The 21,285-nt window shown below is 71.5% G+C and carries 17 protein-coding genes; 9 read left to right on the forward strand and 8 right to left on the reverse strand.

Going from position 1 to position 21,285, the window contains the following annotated elements; translation table 11 throughout:
* Window positions 1–21 precede the first annotated feature (21 nt).
* Together ACWD4G_RS24415 and ACWD4G_RS24420 are read right to left on the reverse strand one after the other, a co-directional pair.
* On the reverse strand, window positions 22–1,134 hold the full coding sequence (locus ACWD4G_RS24415; protein ID WP_451296754.1) for a SchA/CurD-like domain-containing protein: 1,113 nt from the start codon (window positions 1,132–1,134) through the stop codon (window positions 22–24).
* A 150-nt stretch (window positions 1,135–1,284) separates the two neighbouring features.
* The gene (locus tag ACWD4G_RS24420) at window positions 1,285–2,928 is read right to left on the reverse strand and encodes an FAD-dependent oxidoreductase (RefSeq protein ID WP_451296756.1); all 1,644 of its coding nucleotides are present in this window, start codon (window positions 2,926–2,928) and stop codon (window positions 1,285–1,287) included.
* Between the two features lie 274 nt (window positions 2,929–3,202).
* Between ACWD4G_RS24420 and ACWD4G_RS24425 the strand changes: the two genes are divergently transcribed.
* A complete protein-coding gene (locus ACWD4G_RS24425) occupies window positions 3,203–3,370 on the forward strand; it encodes a hypothetical protein (RefSeq protein ID WP_451297067.1) in 168 nt (55 codons plus the stop codon).
* A gap of 109 nt (window positions 3,371–3,479) precedes the next feature.
* Here the strand turns inward: ACWD4G_RS24425 and ACWD4G_RS24430 are convergent, their stop codons facing one another.
* Complete coding sequence (locus ACWD4G_RS24430; protein ID WP_451296758.1) at window positions 3,480–4,586, reverse strand: pyridoxal-phosphate dependent enzyme; 1,107 nt, start codon at window positions 4,584–4,586, stop codon at window positions 3,480–3,482.
* 223 nt (window positions 4,587–4,809) lie between these two features.
* On the opposite strand from ACWD4G_RS24430, the gene ACWD4G_RS24435 reads away from it, so the two are divergent.
* The 6 genes from ACWD4G_RS24435 to ACWD4G_RS24460 all read left to right on the forward strand — a co-directional run bounded on the left by ACWD4G_RS24435 (window position 4,810) and on the right by ACWD4G_RS24460 (window position 11,904).
* Complete coding sequence (locus tag ACWD4G_RS24435; RefSeq protein WP_451296760.1) at window positions 4,810–5,991, forward strand: DUF4190 domain-containing protein; 1,182 nt, start codon at window positions 4,810–4,812, stop codon at window positions 5,989–5,991.
* 147 nt (window positions 5,992–6,138) lie between these two features.
* Window positions 6,139–6,891, forward strand: a complete 753-nt coding sequence (locus ACWD4G_RS24440; protein ID WP_451296762.1) for a GntR family transcriptional regulator — start codon at window positions 6,139–6,141, stop codon at window positions 6,889–6,891.
* Window positions 6,892–7,486: 595 nt separating this feature from the next.
* The gene (locus tag ACWD4G_RS24445) at window positions 7,487–7,687 is read left to right on the forward strand and encodes an SPOR domain-containing protein (protein WP_451296764.1); all 201 of its coding nucleotides are present in this window, start codon (window positions 7,487–7,489) and stop codon (window positions 7,685–7,687) included.
* Window positions 7,688–7,732: 45 nt separating this feature from the next.
* A complete protein-coding gene (locus tag ACWD4G_RS24450; RefSeq protein ID WP_451296766.1) occupies window positions 7,733–8,137 on the forward strand; it encodes a (deoxy)nucleoside triphosphate pyrophosphohydrolase in 405 nt (134 codons plus the stop codon).
* A 304-nt stretch (window positions 8,138–8,441) separates the two neighbouring features.
* Window positions 8,442–8,858, forward strand: coding sequence for an ATP-binding protein (locus tag ACWD4G_RS24455; RefSeq protein ID WP_451296768.1), 417 nt, complete (start codon window positions 8,442–8,444; stop codon window positions 8,856–8,858).
* Window positions 8,859–9,228: 370 nt separating this feature from the next.
* Window positions 9,229–11,904, forward strand: a complete 2,676-nt coding sequence (locus ACWD4G_RS24460; protein ID WP_451296770.1) for a SpoIIE family protein phosphatase — start codon at window positions 9,229–9,231, stop codon at window positions 11,902–11,904.
* Between the two features lie 202 nt (window positions 11,905–12,106).
* On the opposite strand, the gene ACWD4G_RS24465 is transcribed toward ACWD4G_RS24460, so the two are convergent.
* Window positions 12,107–13,588: a hypothetical protein gene (locus ACWD4G_RS24465; protein WP_451296772.1), complete on the reverse strand. Its 1,482-nt coding sequence runs from the start codon at window positions 13,586–13,588 to the stop codon at window positions 12,107–12,109.
* Between the two features lie 221 nt (window positions 13,589–13,809).
* Between ACWD4G_RS24465 and ACWD4G_RS24470 the strand changes: the two genes are divergently transcribed.
* Complete coding sequence (locus ACWD4G_RS24470; protein WP_451296774.1) at window positions 13,810–14,109, forward strand: hypothetical protein; 300 nt, start codon at window positions 13,810–13,812, stop codon at window positions 14,107–14,109.
* Here ACWD4G_RS24470 and ACWD4G_RS24475 read toward each other — a convergent pair.
* From ACWD4G_RS24475 to ACWD4G_RS24490, 4 genes are read right to left on the reverse strand one after another with little or no spacing between them, the layout of a single operon-like run.
* Window positions 14,095–14,871: a succinate dehydrogenase/fumarate reductase iron-sulfur subunit gene (locus ACWD4G_RS24475; protein ID WP_451296776.1), complete on the reverse strand. Its 777-nt coding sequence runs from the start codon at window positions 14,869–14,871 to the stop codon at window positions 14,095–14,097. The genes ACWD4G_RS24470 and ACWD4G_RS24475 overlap by 15 nt on opposite strands.
* A complete protein-coding gene (locus ACWD4G_RS24480) occupies window positions 14,868–16,805 on the reverse strand; it encodes a fumarate reductase/succinate dehydrogenase flavoprotein subunit (RefSeq protein ID WP_451296778.1) in 1,938 nt (645 codons plus the stop codon). Before ACWD4G_RS24480 ends, ACWD4G_RS24475 begins: the two co-directional genes overlap by 4 nt.
* Window positions 16,806–16,838: 33 nt before the next feature.
* Window positions 16,839–17,675: a hypothetical protein gene (locus tag ACWD4G_RS24485; protein ID WP_451296780.1), complete on the reverse strand. Its 837-nt coding sequence runs from the start codon at window positions 17,673–17,675 to the stop codon at window positions 16,839–16,841.
* Window positions 17,676–17,731: 56 nt separating this feature from the next.
* Window positions 17,732–18,022, reverse strand: coding sequence for a hypothetical protein (locus tag ACWD4G_RS24490; RefSeq protein ID WP_451296781.1), 291 nt, complete (start codon window positions 18,020–18,022; stop codon window positions 17,732–17,734).
* Between the two features lie 363 nt (window positions 18,023–18,385).
* Between ACWD4G_RS24490 and ACWD4G_RS24495 the strand changes: the two genes are divergently transcribed.
* Window positions 18,386–20,761, forward strand: coding sequence for an ABC transporter family substrate-binding protein (locus ACWD4G_RS24495; RefSeq protein ID WP_451296782.1), 2,376 nt, complete (start codon window positions 18,386–18,388; stop codon window positions 20,759–20,761).
* The last annotated feature ends 524 nt before the right edge of the window (window positions 20,762–21,285 follow it).

Below are 21,285 nucleotides of genomic sequence, written 5' to 3' on the forward strand. Positions count from 1 at the left end.
CGCCGGTGCGGGCCGGGGTGGTCAGGCGTCCGGCGAACGGCGGTCGGTGACGAGATCCATACGGGCGGCCCGCAGCACCCGCGTGGGATCGCCGTCCTGGAACGTGGTCAGCTCGGCCACTTGACCGGGGTCGGCGAGGCCGAGCAGCGGCACGGGAGCCGCGCTGTCGAACGCGCCGCGCAGATCGATCAGCCGGACCACGACGTCGTCGCGCTGGAAGATCGTGCTGCGCACGACGGGGCTGCTCGGGTCGCCCGCCGCCGTCTCGTCGTGCCGGGCGAGCAGCTCGGCCAGCCGCATACCGAGTCCGGGCCGGGCCGGGTAGTACAGGGCGTGCCGCTCCGCCCGTACCTCCCGCTGATCCGCCGTCACATGGTGGACGGCGGGCAGGGCCGCCCGGGTGAAGAACATCCGGGCCGACTCGGGGTCGTCGAGGTCCCGGTCCTGCTCCAGATAGGGGTTGATGGCCTCCTCGACCGCGCGGACCTCCGGCTGCCGGGCCACGTACCGCAGCGCGGCGAGCAGATCGCCCTTGACCTCGATGGCCCGTACGACCCGGTTGCCGTGCATGAACAGGGAGGTGCGGCACAGCCGGGTGGTGTCGTCGACCCGTGGCTCGGGGGAGGCGTAGTCGGCGAGGATCTTGGCGACCTTCTCCTCGCTGCCCGGCCGCACGGTGAAGGTCAGGGCGTGGCGGATCACACCGTCGCCGATCCGGGGCGAGGTCTGGAGCCGGCGGCCGGGGTCGGCGGTGGCCGGGCCGCCGGTCTCGCGGACGACGTGGAAGCGCAGCGACCGGGTGTCCCGGACACAGCTGTGCAGCGGCTCCACCATCCGTACGTGCTCCTCGCTGTTCACCCAGGCGAGGAACGGCGGGGCGCTCTCCCACTCGCTGGTGATCAGCCACTGGGAGGGGTTCTCGATGGACTGGCACAGCTGGTCGTTGACGTGCCCGGGCACGGACGCGACCTGGTGGCACAGCTGCTCGTACGCCTCCAGGAACTGCTGCTGGGCGCCGTCGTAGACGTCCACCAGCAGGACGACCCGCAGCCGGGAGCCGTCGAACACGGACTGGGACACGCGGGGCGCCTGCTGGGTCAGCGGACCCGGGGCCTGCTCGGACGTGGTGGTCATCCTGCGCACAACTCCTTCTCGGCGGGGGCAGGAGGCGAACGTCGGCCGCTGGGTGCGACCTCGGTGTTCCTCGATCCTGTGCCCGTCCTGTGAAGAGCGCGACTCGCGTGAACTACGCGGGTGAAGGCCCGCCCACCGCCGTCCCTGAGATCAGGTCAGCGAGGTGACCGCCATCAGCACCTGACGCAGCGTCGACTCGGCGTCCGCGACCGCGTCCGGCGACCGCCAGGCGACGAACCCGTCGGGGCGGACGAGCACGGCACCGCCGCGCTCCACACCATGACGTCCGGCCCAGTCGGCCCCGTCCTCGGGCGTCAGCTCGGCGCCCATCCGGTACGACACGACCGGGACCGGCGTCCGCTCGGCGAGGCGGGCGGCGGCTTCGTGCCAGCCGCCCGGTTCCCCGGCGTCGCTGAGCAGGACCAGGGACGTCTCGTAGAGGTCGAGGGTGGAGATCCGCTCGCCCCGGTGGCGTACCCACAGGTGGGGGGCCCGGCTGCCGGGGGCGCCGGTCAGGTCGAGGGCGTCCGGGACGACGGGGGTACCGGGCTCGATGCCGACGACGGCGCCGTTCGGGTAGCGGTAGCCGAGGGCCACGTCGAGGATGCCTCGCTGGGGGCCGCCTGCCGCGCCGGGCGGGGGCGCGAAACCGGGGTGGCTGTGCTCGGCCGAGCGGGCGGCGGCACGGGCGCTGGTCGCCTCCGCCACCGGCCGGCGCTCGCTGTCGTAGGTGTCCAGCAGGCCTTCGCCCGCCCAGCCGCCGAGCACCGCGGCCAGTTTCCAGGCGAGGTTGTGGGCGTCCTGGATACCGGTGTTCGAGCCGAACGCGCCGGTCGGGGACATCTCGTGGGCGGAGTCACCGGCCAGGAAGACGCGCCCAGACCGGTAACTGCGGGCGACCCGCTGGGCGGCGTGCCAGGGGGCCCGGCCGGTGATCTCCACATCGAGATCGGCGACACCGACCGCGCGGCGGATGTGCGCGACGCACCGCTCGTCGGTGAACTCCTCCAGGGTTTCCCCGTGTTCGGGGCGCCAGGGCAGATGGAAGACCCAGTTCTCCACGTTGTCCACCGGCAGCAGCGCCCCGTCGGCGTCGGGGCTGGTCAGATAGCAGACGATGAAACGCCGGTCGCCCACGGCCTCGGCCAGCCGGTGGGACCGGAAGGTGACGCTGACGTTGTGGAACAGATCGCCGGGGCCGCTCTGGCCGATGCCGAGCTGCTCGCGGACCGGGCTGCGGGGGCCGTCGGCGGCGACGAGGTAATCGGCGCGGATGGTGGTGTGTTCGCCGGTCTCCCGGTTCTTGGCCACCGCCGTCACACCGGTGGCGTCGGCGTCGAAGGACAGCATCTCGGTGTGGAACCGCAGATCGCCGCCGTGCCGTACGGCGTGCTCCAGCAGGACCGGCTCCAGATCGTTCTGGCTGCACAGACACCAGGAGCTGGGGCTGAACCGGGCCAGCCCGCCGCCGGGGTCGATGTTCCGGAACAGCCATTCGCCCGCGTCGCCGGCCAGCGAGGGGGTCTGCAGGATGCCGTGGTTGTCGGCCAGGGTCTCGGCGGCCGCGTGGATCGCCGACTCGACGCCGGCCACCCGGAACAGCTCCATCGTGCGGACGTTGTTGCCCCGGCCGCGGGGGTGGATGGAGGTTCCGGCGTGCCGCTCGACCAGGGTGTGCCGTACGCCCAGCCGTCCCAGGAACAGCGACGTCGACAGGCCGACCAGGGAACCGCCGACGATCAGGACAGGGACCCGGTGGATGTGGTCGTCGTCCCGCTCCGCACGTTCGTTCATCACTCGCCTCCGGCGCGTCGTGTTCCCCGACTGCCGTGACCGAAGCCGGGCTGGCCCCACATCCATGCCCCGCTGAACTGACGCCAGGTCAGATTTCACCCGTCCGCAGGGGAATCGAGGGGCGCATCGGCGTGCGCGTCGTATCGCTCGGCTCTTGGCCGGTTCACGCGGTGATCCATGGCGATCCGTACCGTTATGGGGTGTCGATCTCCTGACCGGGGAAGCCTGGAAACGGGCAGGTCGTCAGGCCGTGGGGAGGGGAGTCACCATGTGGGTGGCGTTGGCGATTCTCGGCGTACTGCTGGTGTTCAACGGTGAGTTCCGCGTGCTGGCGGTGGCCGCCGGGGTGCTGCTGGTGTGGCTCGGACACAAGAGGAGCAGCGCACTGCTGCAGGCGGTCGGTGCGGCGTTCCTCGCCGTCCTGCTGTTCGCGGTGTTCTGAGCCCTGCCGCGAGTGGTGAGCCGATCGGGCGTCCGCAGTCCTGCCGGGCGCGGTGAGGCGATGGGGCGTCCGCGGTTTCCGCCGGGCCTGCTGCGGCGATCGGTCGTCCTCAGTCCGCCGCCGGCCCCGTCTTCAGTCCGGCCCCGCACAGCGGCACCACCGCCGTACGGCCGCCGAGGGCGCCCTCGCGTACGGCGGCCCAGCAGGCCACGCCCGTGGACTCGACATACAGGCCCCGGGAGGCCAGGTCGCGCTGGGCGTGGCGGATCTGGTCCTCGGTCACGGTGAGGAAGGTCCCGCCCAAGTCGCGGACCGCGCGGAGGATCTGGCGGGCGCGCGGCGGACGGGGGATCGCGATGCCCTCGGCGAAGGTGGGGGCCATGGGGGTGACCCCGATGACGTCGTCGGCGCCCTCGGCGAACGCGTGGGACAGCGGTGAGACCGCCGCCGCCTGGACGGCGACGAGCGCGGGACGGCGGCCGATCAGCCCCGCCGAGTGCAGCTCGGCGACGGCGAGCGCCGCGCCCAGCAGCAGGGTGCCGTTGCCGACCGGTACGACGATCACCTCGGGCAGTCGGCCGCCGAGGTCCTCCCACAGCTCGTGGACGTAGGTCTTCGTACCGTGCAGGAAGTACGGGTTGTAGACATGCGAGGCATAGAACACGCCTTCGGTGTCGGCCGCCTCGCGGGCCGCGTTCGCCGTCGCCTCCCGGTCGCCGTCGACGACCTCCAGCCGCGCGCCGTGCGCGTCGATCTGCTCCAGCTTCTTGGCCGACGTACCGGCGGGCACGTACACCGTGCAGGGCAGTGCGGCCCGTGCGCAGTACGCGGCGATCGCAGTGCCCGCGTTGCCGCTGCTGTCGGCGACGACCCGGCCGGGCCCGAGCCGCAGGGCCAGCTCGGCGAGGAGCACCGCGCCCCGGTCCTTGAAGGACAGCGTCGGCATCAGGAAGTCGAGCTTGGCCGAGACCCCGTCCTTCAGCTCGACCAGCGGAGTCCGCCCCTCACCCAGCGACACCGAGGGCGCCCCCAGCGGCAGGCACTCCGCGTACCGCCACAGCGAGTTCACCCGCCCGGCCAAGGCCTTCAGCGGCGCGGGCGTGGGCGCGAAGTCCAGATCGAGCGGCCCCCGACAGGCCGGACAACACCAGTCCAACGAGGCAGCGGGAACGCGCGTACCGTCCGCAGAACAGAACCGATCCGCCAAAGGTGACATGCCCACAGGGTAAGCACGAGGGGGGGACCGCGCGGCACCTGAAAAGGGGCCGCAGGCCCACTTTTCAGGGGCGCGGGGCTCTGACATTGTGCGGCTCCGCCGCGTGGGCGCGAGCAACCACGACGAACCCGCAGCCGCTCACAAAGCCATCACCCCCCTTACGATGCGCCCTTAGGCCCCCCACTCGCACGCCAGTTCCCGCGGCAACAAGGAGTACCACCCCGTGGCCACACCCCCGCCCCTCGGGCCCCAACAGCCCCCGGGCGCCCCGTTCGCGCCCCCGGGGCAGCCACACCCGTACCGGCCCCAGCCGCAGGCGTACCCGTACCCCGCGCTGAACCCGCCCCCGCCCGTCAACGGCCTCGCGATCACGGCGCTGACCCTCGGCGCCCTCTGCTTCCTCCCCGGTGTGGGACTCGTGTTCGGCATCGTCGCGCTGACGCAGATCCGCCGGAGGGGCGAGCGCGGCAAGGGCATGGCGGTGGCCGGAATCGTGCTGTCCACGGTCGGCGCGCTCCTGCTCACGCTCGCCCTCGCCACAGGGGGCGCGCGCGATGCGTGGAACGGCTTCCGGGACGCCGCGAGCAGCGCCGGCACCACCTTCACGGTCGAGAAGGGCGAGTGCTTCGACGCCCCGAGCGGTTCCCTGGAGGGTTACGCGTACGACGTCGACACCGTGCCGTGCGAGGGCGAGCACGACGCCGAGGTGTTCGCCAACGTCCCGATGCCGGACGGCGACTACCCGGGCGACGACGCGGTCACCGACGTCGCGAACGAGAAGTGCTACGACCTCTCCGACCGGTACGCGATGGACAGCTGGGCCTTCCCGGCCTACGTTGACGTGTACTACTTCACGCCCACCCGGCAGAGCTGGCGCTACGGCGATCGTCAGATCACCTGCATGTTCGGCAACGCGGACGCCGAGGCCGGTCTGACCGGCTCGCTGCGCCAGGACGAGACGACCCTCGACGCCGACCAGTACGCGTTCCTGGAGGCCGACGCCTTCCTCAACGACGCCTACGACGCGATCCCCGACACCGAGTACGTCGAGGACGACCTGCCCGCCCACAAGGAGTGGGCGCCGAAGGTCGTCGACGCTCTCGAACAGCAGACGGCGGCGCTGCGGGCGCACGACTGGGACCTCGGCGCCGAGCCGGCGGTGACCGACTACGCCAAGGCCCTGGACCAGGCCCGCGAGGAGTGGCAGGAGGCCGCCGACGCGGCCGACGCCGAGACCTTCAGCGAGCACTGGGACAAGGCGTACCGCCTCACCGACGGCCCGAAGGTGGTCACCGCGCGCGAGGCTCTGGGGCTGGCCACCACACCACCGGCCTACGACGACGAGGGCACCGACGAGGGTGGCTCGGGCGGCGGCGGAGGGGATGACTCCGGTGTGGAGGTGTGACGGCGTCCATAGCGGGGAGAAAGTGCCTGCGTAAAGCCCCTACCGGGCCTATGTCATCACATCGAGTGATTCTCTGGCCTCTGCTTGCGTGGCGCAACCCACGGTTGCCAGGCTGTTGCTGTCTGTACAGCCAGATGGGAGCGGCCAGTGACTTTCGGTGAGCAGCCGGCGTACCTGCGTGTCGCGGGTGATCTCCGCAGGAAGATCGTGAACGGCTCGCTGCCACCGCACACCCGCCTCCCCTCCCAGGCCCGCATCCGCGAGGAGTACGGCGTCTCGGACACGGTCGCGCTGGAGGCCCGCAAGGTGCTGATGGCCGAGGGGCTCGTCGAGGGCCGCTCCGGATCGGGCACATATGTGCGGGAGCGGCCGGTGCCGCGGCGGGTCGCCCGCTCCGGATTCCGGCCCGCGGGTGGGGCCACGCCGTTCCGCCAGGAGCAGGCCGACGCCACCGCGCGCGGCACCTGGGAGTCGCACAGCGAGCAGGTCGAGGCCGGCGGCGCGATCGCCGAGCGACTGGCCATCCAGCCCGGTGACCGGGTGATGCGCACGAAGTACACCTTCCGGGACGCCGGCGAGGTCATGATGCTCTCCACCTCCTGGGAGCCCCTCGCCGTCACCGGCCGCACGCCGGTGATGCTCCCCGAGGAGGGCCCCCTCGGCGGTATGGGCGTCGTCGAGCGCATGGCCGCCATCGACGTCGTCGTGGACAACGTCACCGAGGAGGTCGGCGCCCGCCCCGGACTCGCCGAGGAGCTTGTCGTCCTCGGCGGCGTCCCCGGCCATGTGGTCCTCGTCGTCCACCGCACGTACTACGCCTCCGGCCGCCCCGTCGAGACGGCGGACGTGGTCGTCCCCGCCGACCGCTACCGAGTGGCGTACCACCTGCCGGTGAAGTGACAGCGGCTCGCCCGGGGGCGAGATCGACGCCGTCCATCTGCTGATCACGCGGGGGCTCGTGTCGGCGTGCCCGTCTGCCGCGTCGGGCCCATGTGCCCTGTCTGCTCCGTGCCTTGTCCGTTTCCCCCTGCCCGCCATGGCGATGAAGTGTCCTGCGACGCTGCCCAGTTCGGGGAATTTGTCGGGTTCGTGTGTAGTGGACGGTGACGCGGGCATGGGTCAAGTGGCCCTTGCCGGAGGGAAGTTGAAGCCGTCGTGGGCTTCTAGGGTGTCCGAACGCAGTTCGAATTCGGTCGTTCTCGGTGTCGGTGCGTCCTGGGGCCCGGCGGCGTCCCGCTTCGTGCGGATCGCGCTGGATCGCTGCTCGTTGAGGCGCTGGGGGGCGCGCGGGTAGTGATCGACGGCGCGTTCGACGGAGTGCGCCCCCTCCATCTTGGCTGGTTGCGTACCTCTTTGTGAAAAGGCGGATTCGCTGAGTGAAGGTTAGGCGTACCCTCGGGCATATGCGGATTGCGGTTTCCTTGGGTGGCGGGGTCCGGTGGAATCCGGGGGTCGGGCCTGGACGCACCGGGGTGGGAAGGAGCGATGGGGCTTGATGAACGACGGCACGATCACGCTTCCCTGGCTCGTCATAAGGCAGGACGACAACGGCAATCGCTACCGCGTGGGCAGGTATGCGACCCGCGCCGAGGCGCAGAAGATCGCGGACAGCCTCGACGGCCGCGGGCACAAGCAGCTCTACTGGGTCGAGCGCGTCGAGCAGAACAGCCGCAACGGGCAGAGCGGGAGTAAATGAACCACCGCGCCCTGCCGATACGTCCGCTCCCGTAGGCTCCCGCGCATGACCGAACCGATCGTGGTGGTGGGAGCCGCCCTGCTGAGCGAGGGGCGCCTGCTCGCCGCCCGCCGCAGCGCACCGCCTGAGCTGGCCGGCCGCTGGGAGTTGCCCGGCGGCAAGGTGGAGCCCGGCGAACCTCCCGAACAGGCACTCGTGCGCGAGCTGCGCGAAGAGCTGGGCATCGAGGCGAAGTCCGCGGAGCGGGTGCCCGGGGAGTGGCCCGTGAGACCCGGATATGTGCTGCGGGTGTGGATCGCCCACCTGCTCTCGGGGGAGCCGCGGCCGTTGGAGGACCACGATGAGCTGCGCTGGCTGAGCGTGGACGAGGTGTGGGACGTCGACTGGTTGGACCAGGATGTCCCGGCCGTGATGGAGACGGCACGGTTGGCTTGGGGGCCGCGCGCCTAGTAGCTGCCGCGCGCCTAATAGCTCGGGGGTGCGGGGGGTTTTGGCGGGTGCGGGTGCGTTGTGGTTGCTCGCGCCCACGCGGCGGAGCCGCACATCGACACAGCCCCGCGCCCCTGAAAAGCAGGGGCTGCGCCCCATGCTTTTCGGCCCGCAGGTGAAGCGCAAACCTCAGGCACCCCCCTCGAAACCGGCCGTACGCCGTTGGTGCTACCGTGCGCCCTCATGCGCGGTACGGCGGTCCGGATATCGGGTATGTGGCCATTAACCCCACGAAACCGGACAGGCACCGCTTCTGGACTGGGAAGTGATCGGCGTGAGCGACACCGGAGATGCCGGAGATGACCGCGCCGAATGGACCTTCCCCGCGGAGCCGGACGCCGTGCGCACCGCCCGTGCCGTTGTGCGGAGCCGGCTGCGGGAGTGGGGGCTCGACGCCGTGGGTGACGTCGCCGCTCTGTTGGTCAGTGAACTCGTCACCAACGCCCTCCGGCACGCCACCGGCCCCATCGGCGTCCGTCTCGTCCGCCCCGTCGACCCGCCGGGCACCCTGCTCGTCGAGGTCTCCGACCCGCTGCCCGACCCGCCCCGTGAACGTGCCCCCGCGGTCGACGACGAGAGCGGTCGCGGACTGCAGCTGGTGGCCTGCTCGTCGAGGGCCTGGGGCACCCGCCCCGGGGGCGTCGGCAAGACGGTCTGGTTCGAGCTGACCCTCCCCGGCTGAACGCGCGAGGCCGACCCCGGTACCCCGTCGAGTGCCCTGCGGTACCCGGAGGCGTGGACTCCTGGGCGTACGGGGCGAAGCCCTTGGTGCACGACCGGCGTCCACGGCGTACGGGCCGGGGGAGGGGGCGGCTCCCGGGGGCGCGCGTGCGACCGACTGGTTCAAGCCAGTAGGGGTGGCTGGAGTCTTTGATTCGAGGGGGCATCCCCTGGTTAGAAGACTTGGGAGTATGTTGCGGCAGGTCCAAAAACGATCGGGATCGTGCTGTGATCGTGAACACCGTGTTGTGCGGCGCCGTAGTGCTGGATACTGCGGGCAGCCGCCCCTGGTGACCGAAGCCGGACGCGGTGAGCTGGAGGGGACGGTTCGCGTGAGCGAGATACCAGCGAAGGCCACGGAGTCCATGGGGTCCAAGGGGGCCGGGAAACCGTCGGGCGGCGCGAGGCCCAGGGCCGCGGTCGATTCCGGACCGCGCCGGGCCGCTGTCGGCGTACCCGCGGCCATGGCCGGGGACGGCGGGGCCGGTGACCCGATGTGGCAGACCAGCCCGCCCGGATCGATGTACGACTACATCAAGGTCGCCTCGTTCTCCATCGGCCCCGACGGCCTCGTCGACCAGTGGAGTCTGCGCGCCGAGCAGCTGTTCGGCATCACCGCGGAGCAGGCCGTGGGCATGGACCCCGTAGAGGCGTTCATCGACCCCGACCGGCGCGCGGAGGGCCAGCGGAAGATGGCCGAGATCCTCGACGGCCGGGAGTGGACCGGAGTGGTCCCCTTCCGGGTGCCGGGGCCGGAGGGGGCCGAGGGGCTGGCCGAGGTCTATGTGATGCCCACCACGGTGGAGGGCGGCGACCGGGCCGCCGTCTGCATCGTCGTGGACGTCCGCACGCTGCGTCGGATAGAGACCGACCTTGCCGCATCGCAGTCCATTTTCGGCCAAACTCCGTTCGGTTTCCTTCTGATCGACACCGACCTGCGGGTACGCCGCGCCAATGATCGTTTCGCGACCGTCTACGGCGGCGATGTCGACGACCACCGCGGCCGGGGCGTCCACGACTATCTGCAGTCCCCGGAGGCCGAGCGCGTCGAGGCGACGCTCCGCCGCGTGCTGGAGACCGGCGACCCCATCACGGACATGCATGTCACGGGCACGCTGCCCGGTGTCGAGGAGCGCCGCGACTGGTCCGTCAACCTCTACCGCGTGCACAGCGGCACCGGTCGCCCCATCGGTATCGCCTGGCTGGCCATCGACATCACGGCCCGCCGCACCGCCGCCCGCGAAGCGGCCGCCGCCCGGCGCAATCTCGCCCTCCTCAACGAGGCCGGTTCCCGTATCGGCAACTCCCTCGACCTGGAGACCACCGCCCGCGAACTCCTCGACGTCGTCGTCCCCGGCTTCTGCGACCTCGCCACCGTCGACCTCTACCAGGGCCTGCTCGTCGGCGACGAGACCCCGCCCGGCCTCGCCGACGGCAGCGCCGAACTGCGCCGGGTCGCCTTCGCCAGCGCGGTCGACGAGGCCCCCTTCCTCGGCGGCCCCGCCCCGGTGCGGGTCGGCGCGGTCCACCACTACGCGTTCAACTCGCCCTGCGCGGACGCCCTGCGCACCGGCCGACCCAAGGAAGTCGCCGAAGAGGACACCCTCATCCAGACCACGCTCGCCGTGCCGATGGTCGCCCACGACACCGTCGTGGGACTCGTCCAGTTCTCCCGGACCAAGGGCAGCGAGCCGTTCGGCGAACGCGACCGGGCCCTCGCCGTCGAACTGGCCGCCCGCGCCGCCGTCTGCATCGACAACGCCCGCCTCTACCGCCGCGAACACGAACGCGCCCTCATCCTCCAGCGCTCGCTCCTCCCACCGGGCGACCCCGAGGCCTCCGGGCTCGACATCGCCTGCCGCTATCTGCCGGGCAACGCGGCCACCGAGGTCGGCGGCGACTGGTTCGACGTCATCGAACTCCCCGGGCACCGCACGGCACTCGTCGTCGGCGACGTCATGGGCCGAGGGCTCCGCGCGGCGGTGGCGATGGGCGAACTCCGCACGGCCGTCCGTACGCTGGCCCTGCTCGACCTCGAACCCGCCGAGGTGCTCTCGGCGTTGGACGAGATCGCCCGTGGCCTCGGCACCTCCGGAGGCGTCCAGTCGGCGTCCCGTACGGCCGCCAGCAGGCCCCGCGACAAGGACCTCGCCGAGGTGTACCTCGCCACCTGCGTGTACGCCGTCTACGACTCGGTGACGCGGCGCTGCACGTTCGCCAACGCCGGGCATCTGCCGCCGGTGCTGGTCGAGCCCGGCGAGAGCGCGCTGATGCTGGACGTACCGCCCGGGATGCCGCTCGGGGTCGGCGGGGAGCCGTTCGAGGAGGTCGAGGTCGAACTGCCCGAAGGGGCCCTCCTCGCGCTCTACACCGACGGACTCGTCGAATCCCGCGACCACCCCCTCGACGAGGGGCTGCAGGCGTTCGTGGGCGCGCTCACCGACCCCGCGCAGTCACCCACGACCCTGCGCCCCGGTGTCCCCCGCTCCCTTGAGGACATCTGCGACCACGTCCTCAACACCCTCGACACCCACCACGGCGAGGACGACATCGCCCTGCTGATGGCACGTGTCCAGGGGCTGCCGGAGGACTCCGTCGGCGACTGGACGCTGCCGCGCGAGCCGCGCAGTGTGGGGCGGGCCCGGGAGTACGCCCGGGGGCGGTTGCTCGCCTGGGATCTCGAACCGCTCGTCGACACCGCGGAGTTGCTGGTCAGTGAGCTGGTCACCAACGCGCTGCGTTATGGCGAGGGGGAGATTCGGCTGCGGCTGCTGCTCGACAGAACGCTGGTGTGCGAGGTGTGGGACGCCGGGCTCGTGCAGCCGCGGCGGCGGCGGGCGCGGGACACGGATGAAGGTGGGCGGGGGTTGCAGTTGGTCGGGCTGCTGTCCGCCGCGTGGGGGTCGCGGCGGACGCCTCGGGGTAAGACCGTGTGGTTCGAGCTTCCGTTGCCGGGGGACGAGAACGGGTTGGCTGATCCGGCGGAGGCGTTGTTGAGCCTGTTTTAGGGGATCGTCGTCACCAGAGGGGTGCTTCGGTCGGGTGCGGGCTGACGGTCGGTGGGGGCTTGTCGCGCCCACGCGGCGGAGCCGCAAATCGACACAGCCCCGCGCCCCTGAAATGCGGGCTGCGCCCGGCATTTCGTCCGCCCGCAGGACCGACAACCGCCTCCTACCAGGGCCGTCTTCTGCGAGGCGCAGGCAACAGTGGTCAGAACTGGCCCCCTACCACCCTGCGCTCCCTCGTTGCCGGGCCGCCGTAGCAGGCCGGGCCCCGTAGGTCGCCCCTGCCGGCTTCGGGGCCGCCCAGGAGGATGCCGCCCAGGAGGGCGCCGGCCATGCCGTCGCCCAGGGGGCCCCCGTAGGGGTTGCCGTATGCCCGTACGTCCTGTTCGGCCAGGCGTCGGGACTTCTGGGCCAGGGTGTGGGCCTGCTGGGCGTACGGGGTGCCCTCGGGGGCGCTGGAAGGTGTCGTCGTCTCCGCTGCCCTCAACTGCCTTTCCGCCTCCGCCAGCAGGGTTCTGGGCTCGGCGGTCACCGCTGCCCGGTGGGTGGTGATGAAGTCCGCCGCCGAGGTCACCGCGCTGTGGGCCGGGAGGAGCCAGCGGCCCTGGCGGCGCAGGGCGTCCAGGGGGTCCGCGTAGGAGCCGGTGTAGGGGACGCCGTGCTTGGCGGTCTCGGCCGCTTGGGAGAGGGCCGTGGCCAGGCGTTCCACGCCCGTCACGAAGATGTCCGCCTGGTCGATCGCGCCCTCCGCCGCCCTCAGGTGCGCGGCGGCGATCCGGTGGTCGGTCGTGTCGGTGTGCTGGCGGGCCCGGTTGAGCTCGGCCGTGGCGAACACCAGGCGGTCCTTGGCCTGTTCGACGTCGCCGGTGATGGAGAGGAGCGCGGTGGGGGCGTAGCGGTCGTGGAGGTCGGTGAGCGTGGTGGCCACCGTCGACGTACGAGTGGTCAGTTCGCGGAAGCGGGCCTCCGCGCACTCCAGTGCCGGGATCATGTCCCGCTCCAGCGCGCGGAGTTGGTCGAACCCGGGGGCCACCACGTCGAGTCGGCGCTGTGCCGTCGTACAGCGCAGGACGACCTCCTCCCACAGGGCACGCTCGGTCTCCGGAGGCACCGCCATCGGCCCTTCGCCCAGCTCGTCCAGTTGGCGGCGGGCGCGGAAGGCCGCCGACAGTTCGGCGCGGGCCTCCGTGAGGGCGTCGACGTACGGCCGCGCCTCGGTGTTGCCCGCGCGGGCCGCCGCGAAGCGGAGTTCCTCGGCGCTCGTACGGACGCTGTCGTCGGTGGCGACGAGGAGGCGTCGGCCCTGGTCGCGCAGGTCGGGGAGGGAGGCGGCGGGGGACGGCGGGGGTCCGCCGGCCGGGGTCGTGTGCAGGGCCGTGCGCCTTCTGCGGCGCATGAGCGAGTACGTGGCCACAGCCGCTGCCGCGCCGGCGGCCGCGACCGGCAGGATCAGATCCGTGGCGGAGCTGTCGGTGTCCTCGGCGGCCGTCTCCCGGGCCGCCGGTGGCTCGGCGCGGTCGGCGTGGTTGGCGCGGTCGGCGTGGCCGGAGTCGTCGGCCAGGGCGGTGTCCGTCGTGCGGTCGGCCATGGCCGTGTCCGTGGTGCGGTCCGCCACGGTCGGGGCCGTGGTCGGAGGCAGCAGCAGCCAGCCCAGGGCGGCCAGCCCTCCGAACGCGGCGTGCGCCACCCGCACACCTATGTGCGACGTGGCGCCGCGCGACCGACTTCTCCCCAGACGCGACGTCACATTTGGGAGCGTATGGCGCTTTTCGCGTGCCCGCGACCGGGGTGGTGCGAGGGGAGGCGGATGGGGAGCGATGAGGCCTCCGGGCGGGGCTGGTGTCCACGCGGTACGGGTGACATGATCCGTTCACGGTTCCACGGGGGGACATACGGGAGGCGGGGGACATGTTCGACATCGCCATGGCGGTGCTCACGGTGGCGGTCACCGTGGTGGTGACCACGTTCGCGGTCCTCGCGATCCGCACCGGATGGCTGCTGCCCTGGCTGCGCGCCAAGACCCTGCGGCCCCATCTGTGGGGTTGCTCGTCACTGCTCGGTGCGGTGGGCATGTGCGTGATGTACGCGTCGTACCGGGTCGACGAGCCGACCCTGCTCACCGTGGCCGTGTTCGCGTTCCTCGGCAGCTGGTACCTGAGCCTCCTCGCCGACCGCCCCGGCCGCGTCCGCCCCTCAGCCGGTCGATGAACGCCTCCTGATCTTCGAGCCCAGCCACACCAGCGGGTCGTACTTGCGGTCGACCGCGCGCTCCTTCAGCGGGATCAGGGCATTGTCGGTGATCTTGATGCCCTCGGGGCAGACCTCGGTGCAGCACTTGGTGATGTTGCAGTAGCCGAGACCGTGCTCGTCCTGGGCGGTGGCCTTGCGGTCCAGGCCGGAGGCGTCGGCGGCGTCCAGGGGGTGCATGTCCAGCTCGGCGACGCGCATCAGGAAGCGCGGGCCAGCGAACGCCGGCTTGTTCTCCTCGTGGTCGCGGACCACATGGCAGGTGTCCTGGCACAGGAAGCACTCGATGCACTTGCGGAACTCCTGCGAGCGGTCCACGTCCTCCTGCGTCATCCGGTACTCGCCGGGCCCCACCCCCTCGGGCGGTACGAAGGACGGGACCTCCCTCGCCTTCTGGTAGTTGAAGCCCACGTCCGTGACCAGGTCCCGTACGACGGGGAAGGCCCGCAGCGGGGTGATGGTGATCGTCTCCTCCCTCGTGAAGACCGACATACGGGTCATGCACATCAGCCGGGGCCGCCCGTTGATCTCGGCCGAGCACGAACCGCACTTGCCCGCCTTGCAGTTCCAGCGCACGGCGAGATCGGGGGCCTGGGTGGCCTGGAGGCGGTGGACGATGTCGAGGACGACCTCGCCGTCGTTGACCTCGACCGCGAAGTCCTCCAGGCCGCCGCCCTCGACATCGCCCCGCCACACCTTGAAACGGGCCTCGTAGCTGCTCACTCGTACAGCTCCTCTTCGGCGAGGTACTTGACCAGCTCCTCCTTGTCGAACAGGGCGAGCAGGTCGGTGCGGATGGGTTCGGTGGTCTCACGGGTGAGGGCGATTTGGGCGCCGGCGGGGGCCGCCAACTCGCCGGTGGGGTCGGTCAGTCGGCACAGCAGGTTCACCCGGCGCCAGTCGCGCTCCATCGTCGGGTGGTCCTCGCGGGTGTGGCCGCCACGCGACTCGGTGCGCTCCAGCGCGGCCCGCGCCACGCACTCGCTGACCAGCAGCATGTTGCGCAGGTCGAGCGCGAGGTGCCAGCCGGGGTTGAACTGCCGGTGGCCTTCCACACCGGCCCGTCGGGCCCGTGCCCGGAGGTCGGCCAGCTTCTCCAGGGCCTGCTCCATCTCGCCCGCGCGGCGGATGATGCCGACCAGGTCGTTCATGGCCTGCTGGAGTTCCTGGTGGAGGGTGTAGGGGTTCTCCGGAGGCCGTCCGGCGTCCTGGCCCGTCGTCGGGCCCTCGGCGGAGAAGGGGCGCAGGGCCTCGGCGGCCGCCATGTCCACCTGGGTCTCGTCCACGGGTGGGCGGGAGCCGGCCAGGCCCGCCGCGTACTCGGCCGCGTGCCAGCCCGCCCGGCGCCCGAACACCAGGAGGTCGGACAGCGAGTTGCCGCCGAGCCGGTTCGAGCCGTGCATCCCGCCCGCGACCTCACCGGCCGCGAACAGCCCCGGCACCCCGAGCGCGCCCTCCGTGTCGGAGTCGACCGCGATGCCGCCCATCACGTAGTGACAGGTCGGCCCGACCTCCATCGGCTCCGCCGTGATGTCGACATCGGCCAGTTCCTTGAACTGGTGGTACATGGACGGCAGCCGGCGCTTGATGACCTCGGCGGGCATCCGGGTCGACACGTCCAGGAAGACCCCGCCGTGGGGCGATCCCCGGCCCGCCTTCACCTCGGAGTTGATCGCGCGGGCGACCTCGTCGCGGGGGAGCAGTTCGGGCGGGCGCCGGTTGTTCTCCTGGTCCTCGTACCAGCGGTCGCCCTCCTCCTCGGACTGCGCGTACTTCTCCTTGAAGACGTCCGGGATGTAGTCGAACATGAACCGTTTGCCCTCGGAGTTCCTGAGCACCCCGCCGTCACCGCGCACCGACTCGGTCACCAGCAGGCCCTTGACCGACGGCGGCCAGATCATGCCCGTCGGGTGGAACTGCACGAACTCCATGTTCAGCAGGGCGCCGCCCGCGAGCAGCGCCAGGGCGTGGCCGTCGCCGGTGTACTCCCACGAGTTGGACGTCACCTTGAAGGACTTGCCGATGCCGCCCGTCGCGATCACGACGGCGGGGGCCTTCAGGACGAAGAAACGGCCGAACTCGCGGTCGTAGGCGAAGACCCCGGACACCCGCGAGCCATCTTTGAGGACGCGGGTGACCGTGCACTCCTGGAAGACCTTCAGCCGGGACTCGTAGTCACCCGTCTCGCGATGGTCCTCCTGCTGCAACGACACGATCTTCTGCTGAAGGGTGCGGATCAGCTCCAGACCCGTACGGTCGCCGACGTGGGCGAGGCGCGGGTACTCGTGGCCGCCGAAGTTGCGCTGGGAGATCCGGCCGTCCTTCGTACGGTCGAAGAGGGCGCCCCAGGTCTCCAGCTCCCACACCCGGTCGGGGGCCTCGCGCGCGTGCAGCTCGGCCATCCGCCACTGGTTGAGGAACTTGCCGCCGCGCATGGTGTCGCGGAAGTGGACCTGCCAGCTGTCGTTCTCGTTGACGTTGCCCATGGCGGCGGCGATACCGCCCTCGGCCATCACCGTGTGGGCCTTGCCGAACAGGGACTTGCAGATCACGGCGGTACGGGCGCCCCGCTCCCGTGCCTCGATCGCCGCGCGGAGGCCCGCACCCCCGGCGCCGACCACGACGACGTCCCACTCCTGCCGTTCCACCACGGACATCGAAAAACGCCTCTTTCCCGGCCAGAAGCCCGTCTAGAAGAACCTGGGGTCGTCGAAGACACCGGACGCGACCAGATACACGTAGAAGTCGGCGAGCGCCACACTCACCAACGACGCCCAGGCCAGCTGCATATGGCGGGCGTTGAGCCTCCCGATCCACTGCCACATCCGGTAGCGCACGGGATGCTTGGAGAAATGCTTGAGCTTGCCGCCGACGATGTGCCGGCACGAGTGGCAGGAGAGGGTGTACGCCCAGATCAGCACGATGTTGACGAGGAAGACGAGGGTGCCGAGACCCATGTGGCCCCACTCGTAGTCCTCGTCGCGGAACGCCAGGACGGTGTCGTAGGTGAGGATGCCCGCGACGAGGATGGCGGCGTAGAAGAAGTACCGGTGGATGTTCTGCAGGATCAGCGGGAAGCGGGTCTCACCGGTGTACTTCTTGTGCGGCTCGGCGACGGCGCAGGCGGGCGGGGAGGCCCAGAAGCCGCGGTAGTACGCCTTGCGGTAGTAGTAGCAGGTCAGGCGGAAGCCGAGCGGGAAGATCAGGATGATGATCGCCGGTGAGATGCCCCACCAGCTGCCGAAGATCTCCCAGTTGGGGCCCGCGTGCATCGGCTCGCAGCGCTCCGCCAGACAGGGCGAGTAGAACGGCGAGACATACGGGGCCGCGTAGTAGTGCGCGTCCGCGAAGGCCCGCCAGGTCGAGTACACGATGAAGGCCAGCAGACCGGCCGCGGTGGTGGCGGGCGCCAGCCACCAGCGGTCGGTCCGCAGATGCGGGGCGGCGATCGCGGCGCGCGTACCGGTGTGTACGCCGCCGCGTCCGGGATGGGGTTCTGTCGCTGGTGGTTCCGTACCAGTGGCCAACGGGGACTCCCGGTCGGGTGCTCAGGTCGTGGTCGCGGTCTTGTCCTGGGGCGGACTCAGGGCGCGCGGCGGTCGCGGGCGCCGAGGCCCTCGTCGTCCGTGTCCGTCCACAGGGAGTCGTCGTACGGGGTGTCGGGGATGGCGACGAGGTCGGGGCGCTTTGGGGAGGGGCCGCCGGGGGCGGTCTCGCGCAGCAGCGCCACGCTCTCGCGCAGATGGTCGGCGTCTACGCGGACTCGGCGCATGTCGAGTCCGCCGCCGCCGATCTGCTGTTCCAGGCGTCCCACCGACCGGTACAGGTCGTCGAGGCACCGCTGGACCGATGTCAATTCGTCTTGCACGGACATGACTTGCCCTCACTTCCGCGGGTCGTGGAGGCCGAGGCGGCAACGTTCATGCGCCTGCGAGTGTTGCGCGTCACACGTTGCGCTGTGAAGGGATGTGCATGGATTGGCGGATTGCGGGCCTCCCCTGCACGCCCAAACGCGCTCGGTGTGCGCCGGGGTTCGGTGCGTTGCGCCGCACGGGTGGCTTTTCGTTCCCCGCCGCGTGTCGCCGCCGGTCGGTCCCTCCCTTCCTCTTCAGTGTGTGGCCGTAGATCTGATCAGCTCCATATGCACCCAAAAGTGATCATAAACCCCGTTCGCCGGCGGTGCGGCCCACCCGAGGTGACCGTTCACTGGCGGGGCGGCCCATCGGAGGTAGCAGAGATGTCCCACGACGGCATCGGCCTGCGCGCGGTCATGCGCTCGGTCGCCTTCCTCACCGCGGGCGCGCTCGCGGTGCCCCTGCTCGGCGCATGCAGCGAGAACGACCCGGCGGGCAGGCCGATGGCCGACCAGGACATCGCCCCGGCCGACCGTGACCGCGTCAAGGACGGCGGCAGCCTGCGCTGGGCGGTGGACGCCGTCCCGGAGACCCTGAACACCTTCCAGGCCGACGCCGACGCCGCCACCACACGGATCGCCGGTGCCGTACTGCCGTCGATGTACCGCCTCGACGCCAGTGGGCGGCCCGAGAGGAACACCGACTACCTGGAATCCGCGAAGGTCGTCGAGCGCGAGCCCAAGCAGGTCGTGGTCTACAAGCTCCACCCGGAGGCCGTCTGGAGCGACGGCCGGGAGATCGGCGCCGCCGACTTCGCCGCCCAGTGGCGGGCCCTGTCCGGCAAGGACTCCGCGTACTGGACCGCGCGGAACGCCGGGTACGAGCGCATCGAGAAGATCGAACGCGGCGCCGACGACATGGAGGTCCGGGTCACCTTCGCCCGCCGCTACGCCGACTGGAAGTCGCTGTTCTCGCCGCTCTACCCCAAGCAGGTGATGGGCACCCCCGACTCCTTCAACGACGGCGCCCGCAAGAAGCTCAAGGTCACCGCCGGGCCGTTCGCGCTCAAGGAGGTCGACCGCGAGGACGGAGAGGTCACCCTCACCCGTAACGCCCGCTGGTGGGGCCGCCCCGCGAAGCTCTCCGAGCTGGTGCTGAAGGCCGTGCCGCGCGACAAGCGGACCAAGGCGCTCGCCGACGGCGAGGTCGACATCGCCGAGGTCGACGCGGTGCAGGCCGCCCGGATCACACGGGCGGGCGGGGGACAGGGGCAGGCCGGGGCCGGGGGCACCGCCAGTGCAGGTGCCAGCGCGAGTGCTAGGGCCGGTGGCGGGGTCGAGTCGGGGACGGGGGCCGACGCGGCGGCCGGGGTCGAGGTCGGTGACGGCGGGGGAGTGGGAGCCGGGGCGCACGGGCCCCTCGCGCGGGGTGTGGGCGGGCAGCTCGGCGCGGCCGACGCCCTGCGTTCCTGGGCGATCGCGCACGGTTCGGACGAGGAGGCGGCCGAGGACGAGAAGAGCGCGCGGAAGGAGCGCCGCGAGGCGAGCGCCCGCCTCGCGGCCCAGCAGTCCGCGCTGCGCCGCTTCACCGTCCGCCGGTCCCTGGAACCCGCCTTCACCCAGCTCGCCCTCAACGGCTCCGACGGCCCCCTCGCCGACGAACGCGTACGCCGGGCCGTGGCCCGCGCCCTCGACCGCGAGGCGCTCGCCGCGCTCGTCCTGAAGCCCCTGGGGCTGCCCGCCGAACCCGTCGGCAGCCACCTCGCCCTCGCCGGCCAGGCCGCGTACGCCGACAACAGCGGGGCGCTCGGCGGCCAGGACACCGAGGAGGCGCGGGCCCTGCTCGCCGACGCCGGGTGGGAGCGGGGCGGGCCGATCGCGGAGAACGAGGAGAAGGCGGCGGGGAAGAAGGCCGCCGGGCCGGAGGGGAAGAAGGGCGAGAAGGGCGAGGGGCGTGGAGAGGGGGCCGCCGAGTCGTCCGGTGCCGCCTGGGACCCCGGGAACGACGGCGCGTCTGTCGCCAGGCACGACGACAAGCCGTACGACGGCGACCGGGAGGGCGGTGACGGCGACGCCGGGGACGAGCGTCTCGGGCGGGACGGGCAGCGGGAGACGGACGGGGCCGGGGACGCCTCGGGGGCGTACGCGCCGAAGGGGACGCGGGCGCCCGGCGACCCGGCACGGGGGCCGCTGGCCAAGAACGGCAAGCCGCTGACGCTCCGCTTCGTGCTGCCGTCCGGTCCGGGGACGGAGTCGCTGCGGGCCGTGGGGAAGCGGATCGCGACGATGCTGGGGCGGGTCGGTATCCGTACGGAGATCTCCAAGGTCGCCGGTGAGAGCTACTTCAAGGACCACATCGCGAACGGGCAGTACGACCTGGCGCTGTACTCGTGGCCCACCTCCGCGTACCCGGCGACGGACGCCCGGCCGATCTACGCCAAGCCCGTGCCGGCGGCGGACGGTTCGCTGAGCGTCGAGCAGAACTACACCCGGGTGGGTACCGACCAGGTGGATCAGCTCTTCGACCAGGCGGTCTCCACACTCGACGAGTCCGAGACGCGCTCACTGATCCGCAAGGCGGACGCCCGCATCTGGGCCGCCGCCGGTTCCATCCCCCTCTACCAGCGCCCCCAGCTCATCGCCACGCGCACGAACCTCGCCAACGTGGGCGCCTTCGGCTTCGAGACCCCGGTGTACGAGGACATGGGCTTCCTGAACAAGGCCGACAGGACCTCCGCGACCACCCCTCGCCCCAGCTGACCTTTCCCTCGCCCCCGCCGCCCCTACCCGTCCCTTCCCCAGGGGCTGCGCCCCTTCGACCTCCTTGGGTGCCTTACAGCTCGGGGGAGGTGGGGTTCGTTGGCGGGTGCGGGTGGTGTGTGGTCGCTCGCGCCCCGCGGCGAAGCCGCTGATGTCACAGCCCCGCGCCCCTGAAAGCACGGGCCTGCGGCCCTGCGATACGGCCCTTCGGGCCGATGAAAAGCGGGGCGCAGCCCCTGCTTTTCAGGGGGCGCGGGGAACTGCGCGACCAGCCCACCACTGCCCGCACCCTCCAACGCACAGAAACCCGGCAGATGAGACCGCGCCCCCACGACCCGCTGTATCCGCCGCCGCGCAGGCACCCCGCACACAGGCCCACTCCCTGCCGAGTACCTCACAATCCCACCCCCGCCCACCTCCCGGCCAAGCCCAGCGGCAGCGGCACCGTACGATGGGGTGAGGCCGTGGCGTGTGCAGCCCGGCAGGGCCCGCGTAACACAGATGTACGCAGCAGGGGCCGTCCA

The organism is Streptomyces sp. NPDC002643, from assembly GCF_053592555.1.

What these genes read in the sequence shown, in the direction of transcription:
- ACWD4G_RS24415 (WP_451296754.1), bottom strand. Translation starts at nt 1,134, where the DNA reads ATGACCACCACGTCCGAGCAGGCCCCGGGTCCGCTGACCCAGCAGGCG.
- ACWD4G_RS24450 (WP_451296766.1), top strand. Translation starts at nt 7,733, where the DNA reads ATGACCGAACCGATCGTGGTGGTGGGAGCCGCCCTGCTGAGCGAGGGG.
- ACWD4G_RS24430 (WP_451296758.1), bottom strand. Translation starts at nt 4,586, where the DNA reads ATGTCACCTTTGGCGGATCGGTTCTGTTCTGCGGACGGTACGCGCGTT.
- ACWD4G_RS24495 (WP_451296782.1), top strand. Translation starts at nt 18,386, where the DNA reads ATGTCCCACGACGGCATCGGCCTGCGCGCGGTCATGCGCTCGGTCGCC.
- ACWD4G_RS24445 (WP_451296764.1), top strand. Translation starts at nt 7,487, where the DNA reads ATGAACGACGGCACGATCACGCTTCCCTGGCTCGTCATAAGGCAGGAC.
- ACWD4G_RS24480 (WP_451296778.1), bottom strand. Translation starts at nt 16,805, where the DNA reads ATGTCCGTGGTGGAACGGCAGGAGTGGGACGTCGTCGTGGTCGGCGCC.
- ACWD4G_RS24420 (WP_451296756.1), bottom strand. Translation starts at nt 2,928, where the DNA reads ATGAACGAACGTGCGGAGCGGGACGACGACCACATCCACCGGGTCCCT.
- ACWD4G_RS24470 (WP_451296774.1), top strand. Translation starts at nt 13,810, where the DNA reads ATGTTCGACATCGCCATGGCGGTGCTCACGGTGGCGGTCACCGTGGTG.
- ACWD4G_RS24490 (WP_451296781.1), bottom strand. Translation starts at nt 18,022, where the DNA reads ATGTCCGTGCAAGACGAATTGACATCGGTCCAGCGGTGCCTCGACGAC.